We start from the raw sequence: 20,359 nt of genomic DNA on the forward strand, positions 1-20,359 counted from the left end.
AACCTGCAAGCCCGCCGCGATACCTGAACCGCGGCGGGCTTTTCTTTGGGCCGACGGCCCGGGAAATTCAATGCTTGAAACCACGGCCGAGATTGGTGAGAAACACCGTTGGTCCCATACGCGAAACTGTAAAATATTCCTATTCAAATTCGCCCTTCACGCTCTTGACATAACAGCCCAAACGTCTCAAGAATATCTGGTCGTTCGGCTTTCCTGAAGGGCAATGGGCGTGCCGAGAGCTCGGATTTCCAGCGCCAGGACCACGACCAGCGCGTTATTTTGGTTGTCTTTTGAGGATGGGGCGCTTTTCGTCCGGATACGGGACGACCTCGCCCGTGGCGTCGGGAGTGCGACGCCGAAGCACAACAACCTGCTCGCGGAATTGATCCCGAGCAGATTTCATTCAAACTGGAGGTAGAAAATGGGTTGGAAGATTACTGTTGATGTCGACAAGTGTACCGGCGACGGCGAGTGTGTCGATGTTTGCCCTGTTGAAGTCTATGAACTTCAGGACGGCAAGGCCGTTGCCGTGAATGAAGAAGAATGCCTGGGCTGTGAATCATGCATCGAGGTCTGTGAATCCAACGCCCTCACGGTCGAGGAAGTCTAGACGCCGACTTTTTTTCATAACTGTCATTCGTTTTTGCCAAAAGGAGGGTCGCCCTCCTTTTGGCGTTTTAGGAGTACGGCATGCCATCTGATTTTTCACCATTTTTCACGAAATACGAACAACTTTTGAAGGATGTGGACAAGGTTTTCAGCACGGTCAAGGACCAGCATCCGGACTGCGTGACCTGCACGACGGGATGCAGTGACTGTTGCCACGCCGTTTTCGACTTGCCCTTGATTGAAGCCTTGTACTTGAATCACCATTTTCATGGTGTTTTGCCCAAGGAAACCAAGGACCAGATTCTGACCAAGGCCGACCAGGCGGATCGCACGGCCTATAAATTGAAATTTCAGGCCCACAAGCGGCAGCGCTCCGGTGAAGATACGGATGCCATTTTGGAAGACATGGCCCGCGAACGAGTTCGTTGTCCGCTGCTCAATTCCCAGGATCGTTGCGACCTTTACGCATTCCGGCCCATTACCTGCAGACTGTACGGCATTCCGCAGGAAGTCGGCGGCAAGGCCAGGACGTGCGCGCTTTCCAAGTTTTCACCCGGCGCTCCGTATCCCACGGTCCATGTGGACAAGATCCACCGGGCACTGGCCGCGCTGAGCATGGAGTTGGTGGCTTCCTTAAATACGAAGTACAATCAGATGGCCGATATGCTCGTCCCTCCGTCCATGGCTCTGCTCACGGTATACGACGACGAGTACTTGGGGCTGCAAAAGTCCTCCGGGTGCTCCTCCTCCGGGTGTTCGTCATCCGGATGTTCGCCATCAGGGAGTTCGACGGGGGGTTGCGGTCCGGCCAAAAAGGACGGTTGCTCGTGTGGTCCGAACGAGTGTGATCCCGGGAGCTGCGAGCCATGTCGGAAATAGACGAACAGCAAGAGCAGAAACGGGCCATTTACGAGAGCCTTTCTCCTCGGGCCAAAACCTATGTCGCCAAGCTCGGGTACGACAAGTGGGACCCGTTTCAGAAGCCCAACGATCCGCTGGATCTGCGCAAATTCACCACGGACAAGACCGCTCGGGCCATGGCCATGGGCTTTTTGCAGCAACGTAAGGAAGAGCATTATTCCAACACGTATGCCAAAGCCGTGTTGGACATGTGCATGGGACTGATGGACAATGATGAGCGCTATCTGGCCATGTACGAGTTTTGCCGTTGGTATCAGGGGCAGCCGCAGCCCCATGAAGACGTTTTGGAACAACGGACGTTTCGCCGCGACTGAACCATCCCCGGTTCAGACGTCACGGCAATTGTGAGTTTTTCAACGGACTGATGTCCCGCAACCAATTGGAGCGATCATGACCGCGTCCTCGAACATCGACGATTTTATCAAGGAAAAAAAAGACCAGCTTGCCCAGAACGACGATTGCGGCAACTCGCACTACAATCTGGGCGTTGCCTACCTATCTCAACGCAAATGGAAGGAAGCTGAAGAGGAATTCTTCGCCGCGGTGGAGTCCTCGCCCACTTTGGCCGAAGCATACGTGCAACTGGGCGGTATCCGGATGTACCAGAACGATCTGGAGGGCTGCCTGTATTTCAACCAAAAAGCCCTGGAAGTGCGTCCCAAGTTTCCTGTACCGTACGGTAATATCGGCTTTGTGCATCTCCAGAACGGCGAGCCGGAAAAGGCGCTGGAACCGCTGAAGCAGGCCCTTTTGCTGCAACCACGATTCATCCAGGCGCATACGACCCTGGCCAGTGCCTATTATGCCCTGGGCGATCTGGAAAAGTGCATTGACCATTGTGAGCGGGCGTTGAAGGTCGAGCCTCGGTTCGCCCCTGCCTACAATAATCTTTCCCTTTGCTATTTTGACCAGGGAAAATTCGATCTGGCGCTGGAAAACATGGACAAGGCCCTGGAATATGGCTTTGAGGTGGTTCCTGAGTTCCGGGCCCGGCTCGAAGAGCACCGTTCCTGAACTTTGGAGGCGGGGTTCGAAAAGAGCGTTCATTTCCGATGGGGGACAGGGAGATCCTGATGGCGCATTTCAAGTCCATGAAACGGGATTTTTCAATATTCCTGCCGCTGAACGACTGGCGGGAACGGCTGGAGCCTTATCTCGAGCAACCGCCCCGCAAGGTTTTGGGACCGCTTTTTTCTCTGCTCCTGGCCCCGGAACCGCTCTTGAAGTGGCGGGCCGTATCGGCTTTCGGGGTGACGGTGGCCAGGCTGGCGGAGCAGGACTTGGAGTCGGCGCGGGTAGTCATGCGCCGATTGATGTGGAATTTGAATGAAGAGTCCGGAGCCATTGGCTGGGGAGCGCCGGAGTCCATGGGCGAGAGCATGGCCCGGTGTCCCCGGCTGGCCGTGGAGTTCAACCGGATCCTGATTTCCTACGCCCAGGAACCGACGTCCGGCGACGGCAACTATCTCGACCACGAGCCGCTGCGGCGCGGAGTCTACTGGGGCATGGCCAGATTGGCCGAAAAGCAGCCGGATTTGGTTCAGCGGGGCCGCGCGACGTTTCTTGAGCTATTGAGGGATGAAGACGCGGGAAAACGGGCTCTGGGGCTATGGGGGCTGGGTTCGGTGGGAAACGGGCCAGAAGTCGCGTCCGCCGTGCGTCTTCTTGTCGACGACCACCATGTCGTCGTGTTGTACCGCAATGAGCAGTTGCGGGAATACGGCGTCAACGACCTTGCCCGGGAAGCCTTGAACAAGGTCGAAGCTTGATTTCCAGCCGGGCTACGTTTGATCGCTCTCGGGTCCGTTTTCCCGGTACCGTCGCGCCGCCGCGACGAAGTTCACGGCCCAGGTCGGCACTCCCAGGGCGTGAAGGTGGGTGTAGCAGGCAAAGGTGTTGCGGAAAACCAGCCCGTCCCGGTTTTGGTCGATGCCGCTTCCCCGCTGCATTTCCAAGCTAAAAGACACGTCCGGCGGCAACGGGGTGACGCACTTGGAGTAATGAAATTCATGGCCGGTGAATTCCAGCCCTACTGCATGAAAGGGGTTGGGATGGATCACCTTGGCCACGGTGTAGCCATGCCCCTGGGGCTTGGCGCAAAGCATGGTCTGGACCGGAAAAACCCCGGCCATGGGATAGACGATTTCCCGGCAGATCAGGCTTTGCCCCAAGTACATGAACCCGCCGCATTCCGCGTAGATGGGCAGCCCTTGCCCAGCGAGCCGGAAGACCAAGGCCCTCGTGGCCTCGTTTTGGGCCAGCTGTTCGGCCTGGGTTTCCGGAAAACCGCCCCCTAGATAGAGTCCGTGAATTACCGGCCACGGCGCTGGCGTGAGCAGACTGAGTTCCACCAGTTCCGCGCCATTGCGTCGCAATTCCTCTAAATTCTCCCGGTAATAAAACCAGAGCGCCGCGTCCCGGACTACTCCGATGCGCACGGTATGTCCCTGGAGCGGGGCAAGCTTCGCTTTCCCTTGCCGAGGAGGCTGCAGAGCTGATTCCGCAGTCTCTTTTGGCGGATGCGATTCGTGCTCCCCGGTTTGGGGTTCAGTACCACCTTCTGCGTCGTTACCGGTTGTAAAGCAACATCCACGAGAACTGCCTGTTGGGGCATCAGGCAAAGGCACGGCGGATGCGCTGGCGGCGATTGCGCGAATGGCCTCGATGTCCAGGCAGTCACGGGCGATGGCGGCGAGGTTGCGCAGGGTGGTTTCCGCCTCGGCGCATTCCTGGTCCGAAACAAGGCCCATGTGACGTTCCGGGATGGGATCCGGTTTGATCTTCGGAAGAATCCCGACCACCGGGACATCCGTGTACTGCTCGATGCATTGACGGAGAATGGTCTTGTGGCGCGGTCCGGCGGTGCGATTGAGAATGACCCCGGCCAGACGCAGGTTCGGCTCAAAGGTCCGGCAGCCCAGGACCAGGGCCGCCACGGTACGGGTCATCTTGGTGCAGTTGATGATCAGCACCACCGGCGTTTGGAGCAGCCTGGCCAATTCCGCGGTGGAACAGGAACCGCTGGTGTCCTTGCCGTCGAACAGCCCCCTGTTGCCCTCGATTAAAGCCATGTCGGCCGTTGCGGACTCCCGCAGGAAAAGCCGTACCAGCGAATCGCCGGGCATCATGAACGGGTCGAGATTGGAGGTCTCCCGCCGAGCCGCCAAGCCGAGCCAGGCGGCATCAATGTAGTCCGGCCCTTTTTTAAAGGGTTGGACCCGCAAGCCGAGATCGGTCAGGGCGCGACACAGGCCTAATGAAAGGATGGTTTTACCCGCTCCACCACTGAGACCGGCCAGAATAAGGCGAGGAGGGGTGTCCACGGGATGGATGCGAGGCAAAAAGGAAAGGTTTGGAGCAAAAAGGGGGAAGTGCAATCAGTACTGGGGGCGTCCCAAAATAGTTCTGTTCTGTATTTCACGATGCGAGAACGCATGCTTTGTCGCCGACTGTCGCGATCAGCTCAGTGAGTTGGCCACCGAAACCTTTCATCACGAAGTAGCGGGCATGACGAAATATTTTGGGAACCCCCGCGGAAATGTCGATCTATTCGCCTTCGCCGGCCTGCTGCTTGCCGGCACCCTTGAGGCCGTAAAAGGTGGTGCTGCCGCTGGACCAGTATTCCAGAATTTCTTCGTTGACCATCTGGCCCAGAATTTTTTTGGCGTGCAGGGTTTTGATTTCCGGAACCATGGCGGTCAAGTCCTTGAAATAGAATTTGGACTTGCTTTTGCTTTTGGCCTTCATGCCGTCGATTATGGCTTGTTTTGCCGCTGCGTCATCCATGAGATTCTCCTCGGTTTATAAACCGGCCTGGGGGCGGGATGCCCCCAGGCGGTGATTGCGGGTTGGTTTAGAACTTGAAGTTCGTGGTCTGACGCCAGGTCTCGTAGGCGGGATCGCGGAAGTCGTCGATCAAGTGCCAGGTGAACTCCAGGTCGCAAACTTCGAAGAAGCGCTCCCAGCCGATTCGCTCGGCCCATTCGCCCAGACGCTCGTACTTGTGGGCGCCCTTGGAGTAGGCATCCACGATCTGGCGGACTTTCTTGACCAGCGTGGGCCAGCGGGGCGGCTCGTTGGGCACGAAGTCCACGACGACCTTGGAGAACTTCGGGTTGCTGATCCGGTTGGACACCTTGCCGCCGACCATGATGATCAGGCCGTCGCCGCCTTTGCCGTCGGACAAGGGCAGGGCCGGACACATGGTGTAGCAGTTGCCGCAGAACATGCAGCGTTCGTTTTTGATGGCCACGGAGTTGACCTTGGTGCCGTCAGGCATGTCGACCTTGGTCGGGCGGATGGCGGCGGTGGGGCAGGCGGCCACGGCCAAAGGCACTTCGCAGATCTGGTCCAGGACGTTGTGGTCGATGATCGGAGGCTTGCGGTGGTAGCCGACGAAGCCGATGTCCGAGCAGTGCACCGCGCCGCACATGTTCACGCAGCAGGCCATGGAGACGCGCAGCTGCGCGGGCAGGCGCATATGGGTGAACTCCTCGAACAGGTCGTCCATCACGGCCTTGACCGTTCCGGAAGCGTCCGTGGCCGCGGTGTGGCAATGCACCCAGCCCTGGGTGTGGATGATGTTGGTCATGCCCGCGCCGGTGCCGCCGATGGGGAACTTGAAGCTGCCGCCGTCATGCTTGCGGCTGAGCAGGTCTTCCTTCAGCGGGGCGACCTTGTCCTTGCTGTCCACCATGAACTCGACATTGTTTCTCGTTGTCCAGCGCAGGTGTCCACCGCAATGCTTGTCGGCGATTTCACACATTTCCCTGATGGTTTGTACGCCCATCAGGCGCGGGGAGCCGACGCGAATGGTGTACACTTCGTCGCCGCTCTCGGCCTTGTGCATCAGAATGCCGGGCTCCAGAATCTCATGGTACAGCCATTTGCCGTAGTTCTTTTTCAGAACCGGCGGCAGGAACTCTTGGTAGTGCTTGGGGCCGATATCCGTGATCCGGTCCTTCATCGGCTGTTTCGGATCATATCCTGAGGAAATGAATGCCATTTTTGTTACCTCCTGGGCTCGTTACATTTTGTGTCGGCTTCTGTAGTCTGCGATCTGCCGGTCCCAACCGCCGGGCACTTCTTCTTCCTTCCAGAAGATGTACGGGTTGGTCCGCGGCTCCTGAACCACGCGAGCATCGACCTCGACTTCCAGAACCTGCAGGATCTTGTACAGGCCGACGCGCTTCATGGTTTCACCGATGCGCTCACGGTTCTTGCCTTCTTCCATCCAGAACTCGAACAGCTTCTCGATCAGGTCCTTGATCTCGGTGTAGGGGGCTTCGCACTTGATGAAGGGAACGACCAGGGTGCCCATCTGGGCACCGTCCAGGATCGGGGCCTTGGCGCCCAGGAGCATGGCGCAGCCGGTGTCCTCGCCGATGCGCAGGGCGCGCGGCATGGCGTTGATGCAGTGCATGCAGTGGTTGCACTCTTTGTCGTTGATTTTCAGGGTGTCGCCTTCCATCCACATACACTTGGTCGGGCAGAGGTCGATGATCTCCTTCTGGATGTCGAACTTGCCCCAGTCGCGGCCGGAGTGGGCGCCGCCGTTCGGGGGAATCTCGCCGCCGATGTAGGCCTTGACCGCTTTCTGATCAATGCGGATGTTGTCCTTCCACAGGCCGATAAAGGACAGGTCGGAGCGGGCAATGGAGGCCACGCAGCCGTTGGGACAGCCGTCCATCTTGAACTTGAATTTGTAGGGGAAGGCCGGACGGTGCAGGAAGTCCTGGTACTCGTTGGTCAGGTCGTGGCAGAGATCCTGCGCGTCGATGCAGGCGTACTCGCAACGGGATTTGCCCAGACAGCAGGCCGGGGTGCGCAGGTTGGAGCCGGAGCCGCCCAGGTCGGTGTCCAGCTTGTGGGTCAGTTCGTAGAAGATTTCTTCCAACTGCGGGGTGGTGGTGCCCAGCCAGACGATGTCGCCGGTGGAGCCGTGCATGTTGGTCAGACCGCTGCCGCGGAATTCCCAAAGGTCGCAGAGCTTATTCAGGAAGTCCGTGGTGTAGTACAGACCCGAAGGCTGGTTGACGCGGACGGTGTGAAAGTGCGCGACGCCGGGGAACTGTTCGGGGGCGTCGCAGTAGCGGCCGATGACGCCGCCGCCGTAACCGAAAACGCCGACGATGCCGCCGTGCTTCCAGTGGGTCTCGCCGTCGTTGTAGGAGAGTTCCAGCACGCCCAACAGGTCGTCACAGACGTCCACCGGGATCTGGTACTCAACACCTTTTTCGTTCTTCGCCCTGGACTCCGCTTCCCGCTTGATGTCGGAAACAAAGCTGGGCCATGGTCCTTTTTCCAGCTCGTCCAACAACGGGGTCTTGTGTTTCGCCATTGTTCTGCCTCCTCGAAGGGTTTAGGGGGGTTCATCAAACAAAACAGAAGGGGAATCGGCCTGCGCATTCTACCGAATTTTCGTCGGGAGAATGCGACCACGACAGCCCCCTTATGCGCAGATTGAGTCCGCAAAATGAATCCAATGAACGGATTGAAGCTCTTGGAAATATGCTTCGTGAAAATTATTACAACCGCAAAGCTCTTATTGTCAAGGCAAAGGCTCATTGCGCGAGTTCAGACACTGAAAAAGAGGGTGGGGTGGTGGGGAACCGGCTGTTTTTTCGAAATAATTTCCAGTGCATTTCAGTGGCTTGATGGTTGTGCGAGGCGTGCGGCCTTCATCCCGTAACTGCCGGGCAGGGTCTTGCTGTTGAATATTTTCCCCTCGGCCCGAAACGGGCGTAGCTTGTTGTTGAGAAGCTGAATTTGGTCCGCGAGTCTGCGTTTATAGGGGAAAAGCTGCGACGCGCTCTTGCGTTCCTCCAAAAAGAGGATCACCTGGATGCGCGGCGAGGGGTCCTTGTGAAAGAGGGCGCGTGCAAAGGGTCGCAATTCCGGGACGTCCCAGCGCCGGGCCGCGATGAGGCCGGAGAGGCTGTCCCGGACTTTCTGAACCACTTCCGAAACCAGCCGGCCGGAGAGCAGGCGCTGGCGGTTGCGGGACTCATGCCCGCTGAGGTCCTTGACCTCAATGAGCAACAGGTCGCCGGGCGAGCCGGTGCCCGGGCGAACAGCCAGGAAGTCCACGGCCTTGGTCCCTTCCACCCGGAGCATGGTGCTTCGGTAGAACTTGGTGTCGTCGTACTTGCAGACCGTGAGGTCACGGGCAAAGCGGAAGAGCAGTTCCCCCTCGACGTATTCGGTCATCGGAGCGCCTTCTTTGGATGCGCGCTCGGAGGTTCCTGGTCATTTTCCGGGTTTTTCGCCTGGTCCGTTTCCAAATACTGCTCAAGGTAGCGATCGCTCTGATCCAGTTCCTCTTCCAGGGCCGCGATGTTGGGCAGTCCCTCGATGTCTTCGTCCTGGTGGGCGGCGACTCCGGAACTGTTGTATTCCAGTCCGGTGTACAGGGTCTCCACGGCATGGGACCGGTTCAGCAGGGCCAACTCTCTGAGCAGAAAAAGACTGTGGGTGGCGATGACCACCTGAATTCCGGCCTGGGCCGTGACCAGCAGCGCCTGGGCAACTTTGCGGATCAACCTGGGGTTCAGATTGCTATCCGGTTCATCCCAAAACAGCGTGCATCCTCGACACAGGGTCCCGTTCAGCAACAAGTACGCCAGTTGGGCGATCTTGCGCAACCCTTCGGCCAGCAAGCCGATTTCCAGCTTGCCTTTGTCGCTGGTGATGACGTGAAAACGCCCGTGCTCCAAGAGAACCTTGCCTCGCAGAATGGTCTCCAGTTCTTGAATCAGGGAGGCCACCGGGTGCAATTGAGACGGTTTCAACGGTCCGGCCTGGAATTTTCGGCACAGGTCGTAATAGGTCTCGTCCATGGGCAGCTCGCGGCGTTCATAGGAGCCGACCAGGCTCGGGAAGAGGGACAGAGCTTCCTTGGGTGGGAGCATCACCGGAGACTTGGCGATTTTAGGGGCAGTATGCGCTTCGATGACCACCTTTTTGCGACTGTTGGGCGCGAAACTGAAGCGCAGGGCATGCCCTTGGAAGTCGGCGTGCACCACGCAGCGCGACCGCCCGGAAGCCCGTCCGGAATTTCTCTTGGCCAGCCCGCCCAGAAAATTCGGTCGAAACACGGCCACCAATTTTTCCGCGATCCGTTCGTCTAGGTGGAAATGGATTTCCGGAGCCGTTTCCTCGGAACTCTCGCTTTGCAGGGCGCTGACAACATAGGCCAGTTTCAGCAGATGGCTCTTGCCCGTGCTGTTTTCTCCGATAATGACGTTCAAACCGGGAGTGAAGCTCAGCTTGGCCTCGGCGAACAGGGAAAACCGGGAAACGGCGAGCGATGTCAGCATGGCGGGGCGCTCCGGCTTTGGGTGGAAGGGGGGGCGGGTCAGTCCGTTTGGAGCTGATCAGGGATTTCGTTTTTGTGTCTTTCCGCTGGAAACACTTGCATGGAAAGGGAAGATGGTCAATGTTGTTTCGGAGTTGATGCAGGGCAGATTTGTTCTCGATCCACCCACTTTCTGATATCGGTATCGAAATCGAAATCGTGATCGAAATCGAACGTCATATCCAAGAAGATGGCGTGATCACGGAGTAGTGCTCAGTGTTTTCCGATTTCGATTGCGATTGCGATTGCGATTTGGATTTTTGATGAGAACAGATTTGTCCTTGGAGTTGACGTCTCACACCAAATTCATGTCGATGGAGAACGCCGCATGAACAGAACATCCGTTTTTCAGGCCGTGAGCGCCCCCGGGCCGCTGGGCTCCATTCTGGTTCGAGGCTGGGCGCGCACCAGGCGGGATACCAAGGAAGTCACGTTTTTGGAGATCAACGACGGCTCCTGTCTGAGGAACGTGCAGGTCGTCGTGGACCACGCCGTGGCGGACAAGCGGTTCAAGGACGTGAACACCGGGGCTTCGGTGGAGATTCATGGCGAGCATGTTGCATCACCGGCTTCCGGACAGAACTGGGAGGTGCGGGCCGAGCGGGTCGTGCTCATCGGCATGGCGGATCAGGAAACGTATCCGCTCCAGAAAAAGCGCCATTCGGACGAGTTCCTGCGGACCATCGCCCATCTGCGACCCAGAACCAACAAGTACGGAGCCTTGGCCCGGATCCGGTCCGAGGCGGCCTTTGCCGTGCATGATTTTTTTCGCGGGCGGGGCTTCTGGCATCTGCATGCGCCGATTTTGACCGGCTCGGACTGCGAAGGAGCCGGGGAGATGTTCCGGGTGACCAGTCTTCCCCCGGAGTACCGGCCCAAGCCCGGAGCCGATGCCCACGCCGAGGATTTTTTCGGACGACAGGCCAATCTGACCGTTTCCGGTCAATTGGAGGCAGAACTGTACGCCTGCGCCCTGGGCAAGGTCTACACCTTCGGACCGACCTTTCGGGCCGAAAATTCCAACACTCCGCGCCATGCCGCGGAATTCTGGATGATCGAGCCGGAGTTCGCCTTCGGGGACCTGGCCGAAGACATGCAACTGGCCGAAGACCTGACCAAGGCCATGGTCAGGCACGTCGTGGAGCATCGCGCGGACGACCTGGAACTGTTCGGCAAGTTCGTGGACAAGACCCTGCTTGGCGACCTGGAAATATTGCTGGCCAAGCCCTTTGCCCGGATATCCTACGCCCAGGCCATTGAAATCCTGGAGGACAGCAAGCGGGATTTTGAATTCCAGGTGCTGTTCGGGTCGGACTTGCAGACCGAGCACGAGCGTTTCCTGGCCGAGGAGCACTTCAGGCAGCCGGTGATCGTTTACGACTACCCGCGGACCATCAAGCCGTTCTACATGCGTCTGAACGACGACGGCGACACCGTGGCGGCCATGGACCTGCTCGTCCCCCGGGTAGGAGAACTGGTGGGCGGGAGCCAGCGCGAGGAGCGGCTGAACATCCTCTCGGACCGGATGGACGAGCAGGGCCTGAACAAGGACGCCTACTGGTGGTACCTGGACATCCGCCGCTTCGGCTCCGCGCCCCACGCCGGTTTCGGCATGGGATTCGAGCGCTTTCTGATGATGATCACCGGCGCCACCAACATCCGGGACGTGATCCCCTTCCCTCGTACGCCGGGGCACCTGGAGTTTTAGGGGTCAGCCCAATCCCAGCTCCGGCGTCATCTCCTTGCCCGTCAAATCCGTATCATATCCCCCTAGATCGCGGATTTTCGCCTGTAACGCTTCTGAGCGGATCAGTTTCAGGATCGTGGCGATTTTCGGATCGTCCGCGAATTGTCTGGGGATGAGCAGGTCGTAGCGTTCCCGGGCCAGGGGCACGAAGTCCAGGTTCAGGGCCTTGGCCGCGGCGAAGATGCCCAAGCCGCAGTCCGCCGCGCCGCTGAGCACGTTCACGGCCACGGCCATGTGCGTGTACTCCTCCTTGTCATAGCCTTTGACCGAGTCCGGGGCGATGTCGGCCTGTTTGAGGTGGTGGTCCAGGAGGATGCGCGTTCCCGCGCCGCGTTGACGGTTGATGAAGGTCAGGTCGGGCCGGGCCAGATCCTCGACGCCCCGGATGCCCTTGGGATTGCCTTTGGCCGTGATCAGCCCCTGGTGGCGGATGGCCAAGTTGATCACCAGCAGGTCCAGGCCGGGGAGATATTTGTCCAGGAACGGGAAGTTGTAGTCCGCGGTTTCGGGATCAAAGAGGTGGCACCCGGCCAGATGGGCCGCGCCGTTGCGCAGGGCGGTCAGGCCGCCCATGCTGCCCACGTGGGTGGAGGTCAGGCGGAACGGCTCGGCCAGGCCCATGAGTTCGTTGGTCAGCAGGTCCAGCGTGTTGTCGTGGCTGCCCACACAGACAATGGTCCGTTCCATCTCGGCTTCAAGGACCAGCAGTTCGGCTTCCAGCAGAGCCCCGGCCTCCACGCCCTCGCTGTGCATGGGGATCCGGGCGATGCCCTGGGCCTTGGTCAGGGTGGTGATCATCCCCGCGCCCCGGGCCAGGGGCGTGGCCACCCATTTTGCGCCCACTCGGCCGATGGCCAGGCGCATGAATTCCTGCACCCCCAGCTTGGACGGCGTCTTGCGGGTCAATTCCACCTGGACCTTGGGCCGAGTGCCCGGGTCGTGGCGGCCCATCCAGGCGGCCAGGGGCCGGACCAGTTCCTCGAAACAGATCACCGCGCTGACCGGGTACCCCGGAGCGCCCACCAGCAGTTTCCCGCCAGCCTCGCCCAGGAGCGACGGCTTGCCGGGCATGGCAGCGATGCCGTGCACCAGGATTCGGCCATGGGTTTCCATGACCGTGCGGGTGAAATCCTTGGTCCCGGCGGAGGAACCCGCGCCGATGACCACGATGTGCGCGTCTTCCAGTGCCTTGCCCACGGCCTTGGTCAGAGCGTCCAGCTCGTCCCGCACCGGCGGCGTCCTGCTGACCACGCAGCCCCAGGATTCACCCAGGGCCTTGAAGACCTGGGAATTGCTCTCCACCACCTGGCCGGGCCTGGGCTCCGGCCTGGTGGTGAAGTCCAGCACCTCGTCCCCGGTGGGGATGAAGGCGATGCGCACCCGCTCCCAGACCTCCACCTCCCAAATTCCCGCGCTGAGCAGCGCGCCCACGTCAAAGGGCGTGATCCGGTGGTTCTGCGGCAAGAGCAGCTCCGTGGCCACGATATCCTCGCCGATGCGTCGGACGTGCTGCCAGGGAAAGGTCGGAGCCTCAATGGCGATGGTCCGGTCGTCCACCTGGACCACCTGCTCGATCATGATCACCGCGTTGGTCCCCTCGGGCATGGCGTGGCCGGTGTTCACGGGCCGGTAGTCCGTCTCCAGCTTCAACTCCAGGGGCCGCCCCTCACGGGCCGTAAAGGAGGTTTCCGCGTTCACGGCCACCCCGTCCATGGCCGCGCTGTGAAACGTCGGGCTGGAATACCGCGAAAAAATCGGCCCCGCCGTGACCCGCCCCAAAGCCTCATGGGACGGAATGACTTCCCGCCGGATCAAGCGCTCGCGGTCCAAGGCTTCCTTGGCCGCGGCCACGGCTTCGGGAATGGGGATGGTGGTCAGGTAGATGGAACGTTGAAAGGTCATGATTGCCGTCCTTGAAACTTGGAATAAATGGATATGTGGATATTTGGAATGTGATCCTGAGATTGGACTCAAGGAATGAGAAGAGAATACTTGGCCGGTTGAAGATGAAGCGGTTCAGGCCTTGATTCCGATTCGTGAGAGGAGGTTTTCGCGAAAATCCAGATGTTCTTCCGAGTCGGGCCGGGTCAAATGATCGATATGGTAGAATCGGTCCGTGCAGGGAGATTCTCTCTTTGCTAGGTCGACATCCAGACGAGCAACCCCGACCATGGTCCAGCACTCGACATAGCCGTCCTTGCGAGCTTTTTGATGGCTTTTTTCCGCTTCGCCGATCCTGTTGTGAATGTTGGAGTGGTCCCGTCCCCCCTTGATCTCAATAGCCACGAGATTGCGATATCGTCCGGAAGGCAGTTCCTCTCTGATGCAGATGTCCGGATCGGAAGCAAATTCAATCCGGACCAATCGTCCGGAAGCGTTTTGAATTTCCAACGAGCGTTCACCCTCGGCAACGGTTTCCGACGCCAGGAGATCGCTGATCAGGTCGAACACTTTTCGAGTCGCCTTGCTGCCAAGTGCATTCAACGCACCGCCCCGCAACTGTGGACCCAAAGTGAGCAGGGTGAGTTCATGCACGTTTTCAATGGATAATCGATCCACGTTGTTGATCAGGTGGCCGGCGCTGACGCAAAGCGCGGCGCAAAGTTCGCGCAGATCGTGGGTTCTGTTCGCAGGAATTCGCCCATGCTCCTCCATGATTTTGAACGGTGCGAATTCGTATCGATTGCCGTAGAATTGCTTTTGGGAAAAGCCGAGCAGGAGTCGATAGTAGCCCAGGAGCAGCGGGTTGCGTTCCAAAAGAGCGGGTACGGCGAAGATGATCTCGCCGCGCAGCCCCCAAGCCGCCACCGTGCGCAAATCCTTTGCCGCGACCAGGGAGGCCAGTTGTTCGTCGAGCAGCGGGATTTCCATGGACGCGACCGTATCCAGCAGGGCATCCCGCAGGTGGGTTCGGCGCAGTTCCTGGAGGCGCGTGAAAAAGGCGATTTGGAGGTCAGGCTCTGGAATCTTGAACATTTTTAGGCGAACTCTTGGTGAGATATGAGAAAAGCGGGTATTCCTCCGCGCGAACCCGGTCCACGGCGATCTTGACGTATTCCGGGTTCAATTCGATCCCCACGTAGTTTCGCTGAAGTCGTTGACAGGCTACGGCCACGGTGCCCGAGCCTAAAAAAGGATCAAGCACCCAGTCTCCTGGTTGGGACCCCGCGAGAATGCAGGGGGCGACCAGTTTGGGCGGAAAGGTGGCGAAGTGGGCGCCGGGGAACGCTTCCGTGGGAATGGACCAGACCGTACGCCGGTTGCGACCGTTCTCCTCCCGGACGCTTTGGTGATCGTAATAATATTTGAGGGACTTGGAAAAAAGAAAAACATATTCATGGGACCGTGTCGGCCGGTCCTTGACGCTCTCCGGCATGCAGTTCGGCTTTTCCCAGATAATGTCGCTGCGCAGATACCATCCCGCTTTTTGAAGGGCAAAAGCCGTTCTCCAGGGAGTGCCGATCAGGTCCTTGGGTTTGAGCCCATGGGGGGTTCTGGCCCGATACGACATGGCGCGAACGGGATTTTTCTTGTCCGGCGCTCTGTATCCCCGATTGCCGCTGGTATAGCTGTCGCCGAGGTTCAGCCACAGAGTTCCGTCGTCGGTGAGCACGCGGTGGACCTGCTCAAAGACTTCCACGAGACGCTCAACGTACTCGTCCGGATCGTCCTCATCTCCGATTTGTCCTTCCGCCCCATAATCCCGCAGACCCCAATACGGCGGCGATGTCACGCAGCATCGAAAGAAGCCGGAAGGGAGGCGCTGAAGCAGTTTTCCGGAGTCGCCCTGAAAGATCGTCGAACGGGCGATTCCCTGGGCATAGGTCGAGTGTGCTTCCTGGACGAATTCCATGGTCATAATCGCGATCCGCGGTGTTCTGAGCCAGTCGAAAACGTGAAGAGAGAAAAGGGAGGAAGAGGGGTGGAGCGTTGTTGCATCTGGTGACGTTTAGCAACATGCCGGGGGTTGAGCAAGAAATGGGGAATTGATACCGGAGGACGGCACCTCGAAAGGTTAACTTGTTTGTTTTAGTTTGTTTCGGTAATTTTTAGTTCAATTTTTATTGTTCTCAAAAAAGTGTTGACGAAAAATGACCTAGAAAGTATCTCGTGAACACCTTGCGCATCACTGTCTCACCGGAGGATTCTGTGAAGAACTTGTTGTCCACCAAGGAAGTGGCCCAGTTGCTCGATGTGAACGAGAAGATGGTCTATGGCCTGATTGCCGAGAAGGGGCTGCCGGCAACCAAGATCACCGGGAAGTGGCTTTTTCCCAAGCATCTTGTGGAGCAATGGATCGAGAACACCACTCAGAATTTTCCCTCCCCGGCCTCTCCCCTGCCCCCGTATCACGGCCTGCTGATCGTGGCCGGCAGCGATGATCCGTTGCTGGAACGGACCTTGAATCTGTTCAACAAGACCTTTCCCAAACACCTCGCGGTCTACGGCAACGTGGGCAGCTTCGGCGGGTTGAAGGCGTTGCGCAACAACTTGTGTCACATGGCCTCCAGCCATTTGATCCAGGCCGAGGACGGGGACTTCAATTTCCAGTTCGCCGAAGAGGAATTGTCCGCGCCTCCGGCGGTGATCAATTTTTGCTTCCGGGAGCAGGGCCTGATTCTGCCCAAGGGCAACCCCCTGAACATCCGTTCCGTGGCTGACTTGGGCCGCAAGGAAGTCCGGGTGGTCAACCGGCCTCTGACCACGGGCACGCGCCTGCTCTTTGACCAGCATTTGGAAAAAGCAGGCGTGGCCGCGGAGACCATGGTCGGATACGGCAACGAGGTCCATCGGCATCTGGACATCGGGCTGGAGGTTCTGGCCGGGCGAGCGGATGTCGGCCCGGGCATCCGGGCCGTGGCAGGGATTCTTGAGCTGGATTTTTTGCCGCTGGGCCGGGAGCGGTTCGACCTGCTGATCTCCCGGGAACGTTTTTTTGACAAGGGAGTCCAGCAGTTTCTTGGGCTGCTTCACGACGCGACGTTTCAGCGCCAGGCCGAGTCTCTGACCGGATACGACATCTCCCAGGCCGGGCGGACGATCTATCCCAGGGATTCGGAGAACGGGCAATAGTGTGAAGAAATTGTTGTCCTTAACCGCAATATGAAAAGGAGATTTGCATGCGGAAAATCGTTTTCATTGTAATGAGCGCTGCTCTTGTATTGGCGGCTCTCCCGGCCCTGGCCCAGGACAAGGTGATCACCATGAGCACCACCACCAGCACCGAGGCTTCAGGATTATTGGATTATTTGTTGCCGGAGTTTCTCAAGGACACCGGCATCACCGTGCGGGTGATGTCCAAGGGCACCGGCGCGGCCCTGAAGGACGGCATGGACGGTAACGCGGATGTTGTTTTCGTCCATGACAAAGCCCGGGAAGACAAATTTGTCGCCGACGGCTACGGCACGAAGCGGTATTATGTGATGTACAACGACTTCGTCATCGTCGGCCCGGAGAGCGATCCGGTCGGCATCAAGGGTGCTCCCAGCGTCGCCCAAGCCTTCAAGCGTATTGCCGCGGCCAAGGCTCCTTTCGTGTCCCGGGGCGACGACAGCGGCACGCATGGTCAGGAAAAGCAGCTTTGGGAAGCCACCGGGCTGGCCCTGACGGATGCAAAGTCACCCCTGGATGGCGGCAACTGGTATTTTTCCATCGGTCAAGGCATGGGCGCGGCCCTGGTTTTTGCCGAGGAAAAAGACGGGTACGTCTTGTCTGACCGGGGTACCTATCTTAACTACAAGCTCGGCCGCTCCGAGCCCTTTGAACTGGTGGTGGTCTACGATGGCGACGACATGCTCAAGAATCCCTACGGCGTTATTCCGGTCAATCCGGAAAAACATCCCCATGTGAAGTTCGACCTGGCCGATACCTTCGCCCAATGGTTGGTCTCCGAGCGCGGCCAGCAGGTCATCGGCAGCTATCAACTCCACGGTCAACCGCTGTTTTTCCCTGACGCCAAATAGGGTGACGGAAAAACACGACCCAACATGATAACCCACCCTTGACGGGTTATGCCTGCACGCAGGGGCGGGAGTGTTTCCCGCTCCTGTGATTTCCTCTGGCATCTGACTCCTGAATTCTGACTTCTGAACTCTGACTTCTATCCCCCTCCCTCTATTATGGATTTCCTCGCCCAAAGCATCATCGAAGCCCTCCGGATGATCTGGTCCCTGGACCCGGAGATGTACTTCATCGTCTATGTTTCCCTGTACGTCAGCTTTTTTTCCACGATCATCGCCTCGATTCTGGGCGTGCCCCTCGGCTTTCTGATCGCGGTCAAGGAGTTTCGGGGCAAGCGGGCCGTGATCACGATCCTGAACACCATGCTGGCCCTGCCCACGGTGGTTATCGGGCTGCTGGTCTACGCCTTCCTGTCCCGGCGGGGGATGCTCGGCCACCTGGGCCTGCTGTACACACCCAAGGCCATCATCGTCGGCCAGGTGATCCTGATCCTGCCCTGGGTGGCCACCTTCACCATGGCCGCGGTCAGCCGGATCGACGAACGCTATCGGCGCACGGCCCTGACCCTGGGCGCCAATGCCCTGCAAGCGGCCGTGGCCGTGGCCCGAGAAGCCCGGTTCGGCATCCTGGCCGCGATCATCGCCGCATTCGGCCGGGTCATCGCGGAAATCGGCATCGCCATGATGCTGGGCGGGAACATCAAGGGCTTCACCCGGACCATGACCACGGCCATGGCCCTGGAGCATAACAAAGGTGAATTCGTCCTGGCCGTGGCCCTGGGCATTGTGCTGCTGGCCGTGAGTCTGATCATGAACGTGGCCCTGCAACTGGTGCAGGGCAAGTACGGGGGCAGCAGGTGAGTTTGTACGCGTTGCGCAATCTGCGGCAGGTTTTTGAAGGCCGGACAGTATTGGACATCGACGCCCTGGAGCTTGCAGCGGGGGGCAGTTACGCCCTTCTCGGGCCCAACGGTTCGGGCAAGACCACCTTGCTGCACGTTCTGGCCTTTTTGCGGCCGCCGGTGCACGGGGAAGTTGATTTTCAAGGCCGCCGCGTGGAATGGCGGGACAGCACCCTGACCGCCTTGCGCCGCAAGGTGGTGCTGGTGGATCAGCATCCGATCATGTTTTCCACCACGGTGCTCAAGAACGTGGAATACGGCCCCAGGATGCGCGGCGTGTCCGCCCGGGAGCGGCGCAAGACCGCCGAACAATGTTTGGAGCGCGTCGGCATGTCCGCCTTTGCCCAGCGTCCGGCCCACCTGCTGTCCGGAGGCGAGACCCAGCGCGTGGCCATTGCCCGGGCCATGGCCTGTCGCCCCGAGGTGATGCTCTTCGACGAGCCCACGGCCAGCGTGGACGTGGAAAATCAGGCCGTCATCGACGGGGTGATTCGGGAGTTGCGCAAGGATCAGGGTGTTTCCATCATCTTTTCAACGCACAAGCGTTTGGAGGCCTCGAGGCTGGCTGATGAGAAGATATTTTTGTTCGAGGGACGACTCACGGGACCGGGTGGCGAAAACCTGCTTTCCTGCGACCTTGTTCACGGAGACCGGGGAGCGCTTTGCGTTGTCGGAGACAACATCGCCCTCCCCGTGCAAACGTCGCGCTCCGGCCCGGGGCGGGTCTTCATCAAACCCCAACTGATCAGGCTTATCCCCTTGGATGCTGCACAAGAAGAGTTGTCCGAACAAGGGCATGTCGGTGAAATATTGCAGATGACCGCGGAAGGTCCGAACATCAAGGTGCTTCTGGATATCGGCGTTCCCCTCCGGACCTTGCTGAGCAAGGATGAAGCCAGACATCTCGGCGTCATGGTCGGGGATAAAGTGCGTGTGCGTATTGATCCGGAAGCGATAGAGCTGGCCTGATGATCAGAGTGATGACAGGTTTTCCATCCCGTACAACGACAATCCACTACAAAACGAGGTTATCGCAATGAAAAACAAACAGTTTGCGTTCCTTCTCATGGCGGCCTTTCTGGTCCTCCCCATGCAGGTCAAGGCTGAACAGGTCAATTTGTACGCCGCCGGCAGTCTGCGGGCGGCCCTGACCGACGTGGCCAAGGCGTTTGAAGTCGGGACAGGAAATTCGGTCGCGACGGAATTCGGCCCATCCGGGCTGCTGCGCCAGCGCATCGAACAGGGCGAGGCCGCCCACGTCTTCGCTTCCGCGAATATGGCACACCCGCAAAACCTGGTCGGCCAGGGCCAAAAGGGGCCGGTGGCCCTGTTCACTCGAAACAACCTGTGTGCCCTGGCTCAACCGAGACTGTCCGTCACCACGGCCACCCTTTTGGACGTAATGCTCGATCCCGCCGTGCGGGTGGGCACGTCCACGCCCAAGGCCGATCCTTCCGGGGACTACGCCTTCGAACTCTTCGGCAAGGCCGACCAGCTCAAGTCCGGCAGCACGGCAATCCTGACGGCCAAAGCGTTGCAGCTCACCGGCGGTCCGGACAGCCCCAAGGCTCCGGAAGGTCGCAATCAATACGCCTGGGTCATGGATGATCAAAAGGCGGACGTTTTCCTGACCTACTGCACCAACGCCGTGCTGGCCAAGAAGGAGCTGCCGCACTTGCAGATCGTCTCCATCGGACCGGAACTCTCCGTCGGGGCGGACTACGGCCTGCTCGTCCTGGATGGCGCTTCGCAGGAAGCCTGGCGGCTGGCCCTGTTCATCTTGTCTCCCGAAGGTCAGAAAATACTTGGAGACTACGGCTTCGTGGTTGGTGGTCTGCCGGCCAAACATCCTCAAGGTTAGCAA

Annotated in this window: 20 protein-coding genes; 11 read left to right on the forward strand and 9 right to left on the reverse strand. The window is 59.0% G+C overall.

What is annotated here, in order from left to right:
* Window positions 1-421 precede the first annotated feature (421 nt).
* The 5 genes from DESLA_RS0108405 to DESLA_RS0108425 all read left to right on the forward strand — a co-directional run bounded on the left by DESLA_RS0108405 (window position 422) and on the right by DESLA_RS0108425 (window position 3,299).
* Complete coding sequence (locus DESLA_RS0108405; RefSeq protein WP_028572109.1) at window positions 422-610, forward strand: ferredoxin; 189 nt, start codon at window positions 422-424, stop codon at window positions 608-610.
* Window positions 611-690: 80 nt separating this feature from the next.
* Window positions 691-1,488 carry a YkgJ family cysteine cluster protein gene (locus DESLA_RS19530; RefSeq protein ID WP_084031973.1) on the forward strand — a complete coding sequence of 266 codons (798 nt, stop codon included), beginning with the start codon at window positions 691-693 and terminating at the stop codon, window positions 1,486-1,488.
* Window positions 1,476-1,844 carry a hypothetical protein gene (locus DESLA_RS19535; protein ID WP_035261582.1) on the forward strand — a complete coding sequence of 123 codons (369 nt, stop codon included), beginning with the start codon at window positions 1,476-1,478 and terminating at the stop codon, window positions 1,842-1,844. The genes DESLA_RS19530 and DESLA_RS19535 overlap by 13 nt, the downstream gene beginning before the upstream one ends.
* 76 nt (window positions 1,845-1,920) lie before the next feature.
* Complete coding sequence (locus DESLA_RS0108420) at window positions 1,921-2,544, forward strand: tetratricopeptide repeat protein (protein WP_028572110.1); 624 nt, start codon at window positions 1,921-1,923, stop codon at window positions 2,542-2,544.
* Window positions 2,545-2,603: 59 nt separating this feature from the next.
* Window positions 2,604-3,299: a DVU0298 family protein gene (locus DESLA_RS0108425; protein ID WP_028572111.1), complete on the forward strand. Its 696-nt coding sequence runs from the start codon at window positions 2,604-2,606 to the stop codon at window positions 3,297-3,299.
* A gap of 12 nt (window positions 3,300-3,311) precedes the next feature.
* On the opposite strand, the gene DESLA_RS0108430 is transcribed toward DESLA_RS0108425, so the two are convergent.
* From DESLA_RS0108430 to DESLA_RS19540, 6 genes are all read right to left on the reverse strand, one after another.
* On the reverse strand, window positions 3,312-4,853 hold the full coding sequence (locus DESLA_RS0108430; protein WP_028572112.1) for a cobyrinic acid a,c-diamide synthase CobB: 1,542 nt from the start codon (window positions 4,851-4,853) through the stop codon (window positions 3,312-3,314).
* A 223-nt stretch (window positions 4,854-5,076) separates the two neighbouring features.
* On the reverse strand, window positions 5,077-5,316 hold the full coding sequence (locus DESLA_RS0108435; protein ID WP_028572113.1) for a dissimilatory sulfite reductase D family protein: 240 nt from the start codon (window positions 5,314-5,316) through the stop codon (window positions 5,077-5,079).
* Window positions 5,317-5,383: 67 nt separating this feature from the next.
* On the reverse strand, window positions 5,384-6,535 hold the full coding sequence (dsrB, locus tag DESLA_RS0108440) for a dissimilatory-type sulfite reductase subunit beta (protein ID WP_028572114.1): 1,152 nt from the start codon (window positions 6,533-6,535) through the stop codon (window positions 5,384-5,386).
* 21 nt (window positions 6,536-6,556) lie between these two features.
* Complete coding sequence (dsrA, locus tag DESLA_RS0108445; RefSeq protein ID WP_028572115.1) at window positions 6,557-7,870, reverse strand: dissimilatory-type sulfite reductase subunit alpha; 1,314 nt, start codon at window positions 7,868-7,870, stop codon at window positions 6,557-6,559.
* 305 nt (window positions 7,871-8,175) lie between these two features.
* Window positions 8,176-8,739 carry a cysteine--tRNA ligase gene (locus DESLA_RS0108450; protein WP_028572116.1) on the reverse strand — a complete coding sequence of 188 codons (564 nt, stop codon included), beginning with the start codon at window positions 8,737-8,739 and terminating at the stop codon, window positions 8,176-8,178.
* Entirely contained in the window at window positions 8,736-9,848 is a 1,113-nt protein-coding gene (locus DESLA_RS19540) for an AAA family ATPase (RefSeq protein WP_051434517.1), read from the reverse strand. The genes DESLA_RS0108450 and DESLA_RS19540 overlap by 4 nt, the downstream gene beginning before the upstream one ends.
* A 366-nt stretch (window positions 9,849-10,214) precedes the next feature.
* Here DESLA_RS19540 and asnS point away from each other — a divergent pair, with 366 nt between their 5' ends.
* Entirely contained in the window at window positions 10,215-11,594 is a 1,380-nt protein-coding gene (asnS, locus tag DESLA_RS0108465; RefSeq protein WP_028572117.1) for an asparagine--tRNA ligase, read from the forward strand.
* A gap of 3 nt (window positions 11,595-11,597) precedes the next feature.
* Here the strand turns inward: asnS and DESLA_RS0108470 are convergent, their stop codons facing one another.
* The 3 genes from DESLA_RS0108470 to DESLA_RS19545 form a co-directional block, all read right to left on the reverse strand.
* Window positions 11,598-13,535, reverse strand: a complete 1,938-nt coding sequence (locus DESLA_RS0108470; protein WP_028572118.1) for a molybdopterin biosynthesis protein — start codon at window positions 13,533-13,535, stop codon at window positions 11,598-11,600.
* Between the two features lie 114 nt (window positions 13,536-13,649).
* Window positions 13,650-14,609 (reverse strand): XcyI family restriction endonuclease, encoded by a 960-nt coding sequence (locus DESLA_RS0108475; protein WP_028572119.1) that lies wholly within the window; start codon window positions 14,607-14,609, stop codon window positions 13,650-13,652.
* Window positions 14,587-15,492, reverse strand: coding sequence for a DNA-methyltransferase (locus DESLA_RS19545; RefSeq protein ID WP_245590026.1), 906 nt, complete (start codon window positions 15,490-15,492; stop codon window positions 14,587-14,589). The genes DESLA_RS0108475 and DESLA_RS19545 overlap by 23 nt, the downstream gene beginning before the upstream one ends.
* A 290-nt stretch (window positions 15,493-15,782) precedes the next feature.
* Here DESLA_RS19545 and DESLA_RS0108485 point away from each other — a divergent pair, with 290 nt between their 5' ends.
* From DESLA_RS0108485 to DESLA_RS0108505, 5 genes are all read left to right on the forward strand, one after another.
* Window positions 15,783-16,706: a substrate-binding domain-containing protein gene (locus DESLA_RS0108485; protein ID WP_028572120.1), complete on the forward strand. Its 924-nt coding sequence runs from the start codon at window positions 15,783-15,785 to the stop codon at window positions 16,704-16,706.
* A 47-nt stretch (window positions 16,707-16,753) separates the two neighbouring features.
* Window positions 16,754-17,596 (forward strand): ABC transporter substrate-binding protein, encoded by an 843-nt coding sequence (locus tag DESLA_RS0108490; protein WP_028572121.1) that lies wholly within the window; start codon window positions 16,754-16,756, stop codon window positions 17,594-17,596.
* Between the two features lie 195 nt (window positions 17,597-17,791).
* Window positions 17,792-18,454, forward strand: a complete 663-nt coding sequence (locus DESLA_RS0108495) for an ABC transporter permease (protein WP_245590027.1) — start codon at window positions 17,792-17,794, stop codon at window positions 18,452-18,454.
* On the forward strand, window positions 18,451-19,464 hold the full coding sequence (locus DESLA_RS21670) for an ABC transporter ATP-binding protein (RefSeq protein WP_169732610.1): 1,014 nt from the start codon (window positions 18,451-18,453) through the stop codon (window positions 19,462-19,464). Before DESLA_RS0108495 ends, DESLA_RS21670 begins: the two co-directional genes overlap by 4 nt.
* 67 nt (window positions 19,465-19,531) lie before the next feature.
* The gene (locus DESLA_RS0108505) at window positions 19,532-20,356 is read left to right on the forward strand and encodes a molybdate ABC transporter substrate-binding protein (RefSeq protein WP_028572123.1); all 825 of its coding nucleotides are present in this window, start codon (window positions 19,532-19,534) and stop codon (window positions 20,354-20,356) included.
* Window positions 20,357-20,359 lie beyond the last annotated feature (3 nt).

Source organism: Desulfonatronum lacustre DSM 10312 (genome assembly GCF_000519265.1).
Taxonomy (GTDB): Bacteria; Desulfobacterota; Desulfovibrionia; order Desulfovibrionales; family Desulfonatronaceae; genus Desulfonatronum; species Desulfonatronum lacustre.

Coding starts and splice junctions, on each gene's coding strand:
- DESLA_RS0108435 (WP_028572113.1), bottom strand. CDS start 5,316: ATGGATGACGCAGCGGCAAAACAAGCCATAATCGACGGCATGAAGGCC.
- DESLA_RS0108420 (WP_028572110.1), top strand. CDS start 1,921: ATGACCGCGTCCTCGAACATCGACGATTTTATCAAGGAAAAAAAAGAC.
- DESLA_RS0108475 (WP_028572119.1), bottom strand. CDS start 14,609: ATGTTCAAGATTCCAGAGCCTGACCTCCAAATCGCCTTTTTCACGCGC.
- dsrA (WP_028572115.1), bottom strand. CDS start 7,870: ATGGCGAAACACAAGACCCCGTTGTTGGACGAGCTGGAAAAAGGACCA.
- DESLA_RS0108470 (WP_028572118.1), bottom strand. CDS start 13,535: ATGACCTTTCAACGTTCCATCTACCTGACCACCATCCCCATTCCCGAA.
- DESLA_RS0108425 (WP_028572111.1), top strand. CDS start 2,604: ATGGCGCATTTCAAGTCCATGAAACGGGATTTTTCAATATTCCTGCCG.
- DESLA_RS0108490 (WP_028572121.1), top strand. CDS start 16,754: ATGCGGAAAATCGTTTTCATTGTAATGAGCGCTGCTCTTGTATTGGCG.
- DESLA_RS19535 (WP_035261582.1), top strand. CDS start 1,476: ATGTCGGAAATAGACGAACAGCAAGAGCAGAAACGGGCCATTTACGAG.
- DESLA_RS19530 (WP_084031973.1), top strand. CDS start 691: ATGCCATCTGATTTTTCACCATTTTTCACGAAATACGAACAACTTTTG.
- dsrB (WP_028572114.1), bottom strand. CDS start 6,535: ATGGCATTCATTTCCTCAGGATATGATCCGAAACAGCCGATGAAGGAC.
- DESLA_RS0108405 (WP_028572109.1), top strand. CDS start 422: ATGGGTTGGAAGATTACTGTTGATGTCGACAAGTGTACCGGCGACGGC.
- DESLA_RS0108450 (WP_028572116.1), bottom strand. CDS start 8,739: ATGACCGAATACGTCGAGGGGGAACTGCTCTTCCGCTTTGCCCGTGAC.
- DESLA_RS0108495 (WP_245590027.1), top strand. CDS start 17,792: ATGATCTGGTCCCTGGACCCGGAGATGTACTTCATCGTCTATGTTTCC.
- DESLA_RS19540 (WP_051434517.1), bottom strand. CDS start 9,848: ATGCTGACATCGCTCGCCGTTTCCCGGTTTTCCCTGTTCGCCGAGGCC.
- DESLA_RS19545 (WP_245590026.1), bottom strand. CDS start 15,492: ATGACCATGGAATTCGTCCAGGAAGCACACTCGACCTATGCCCAGGGA.
- asnS (WP_028572117.1), top strand. CDS start 10,215: ATGAACAGAACATCCGTTTTTCAGGCCGTGAGCGCCCCCGGGCCGCTG.
- DESLA_RS0108505 (WP_028572123.1), top strand. CDS start 19,532: ATGAAAAACAAACAGTTTGCGTTCCTTCTCATGGCGGCCTTTCTGGTC.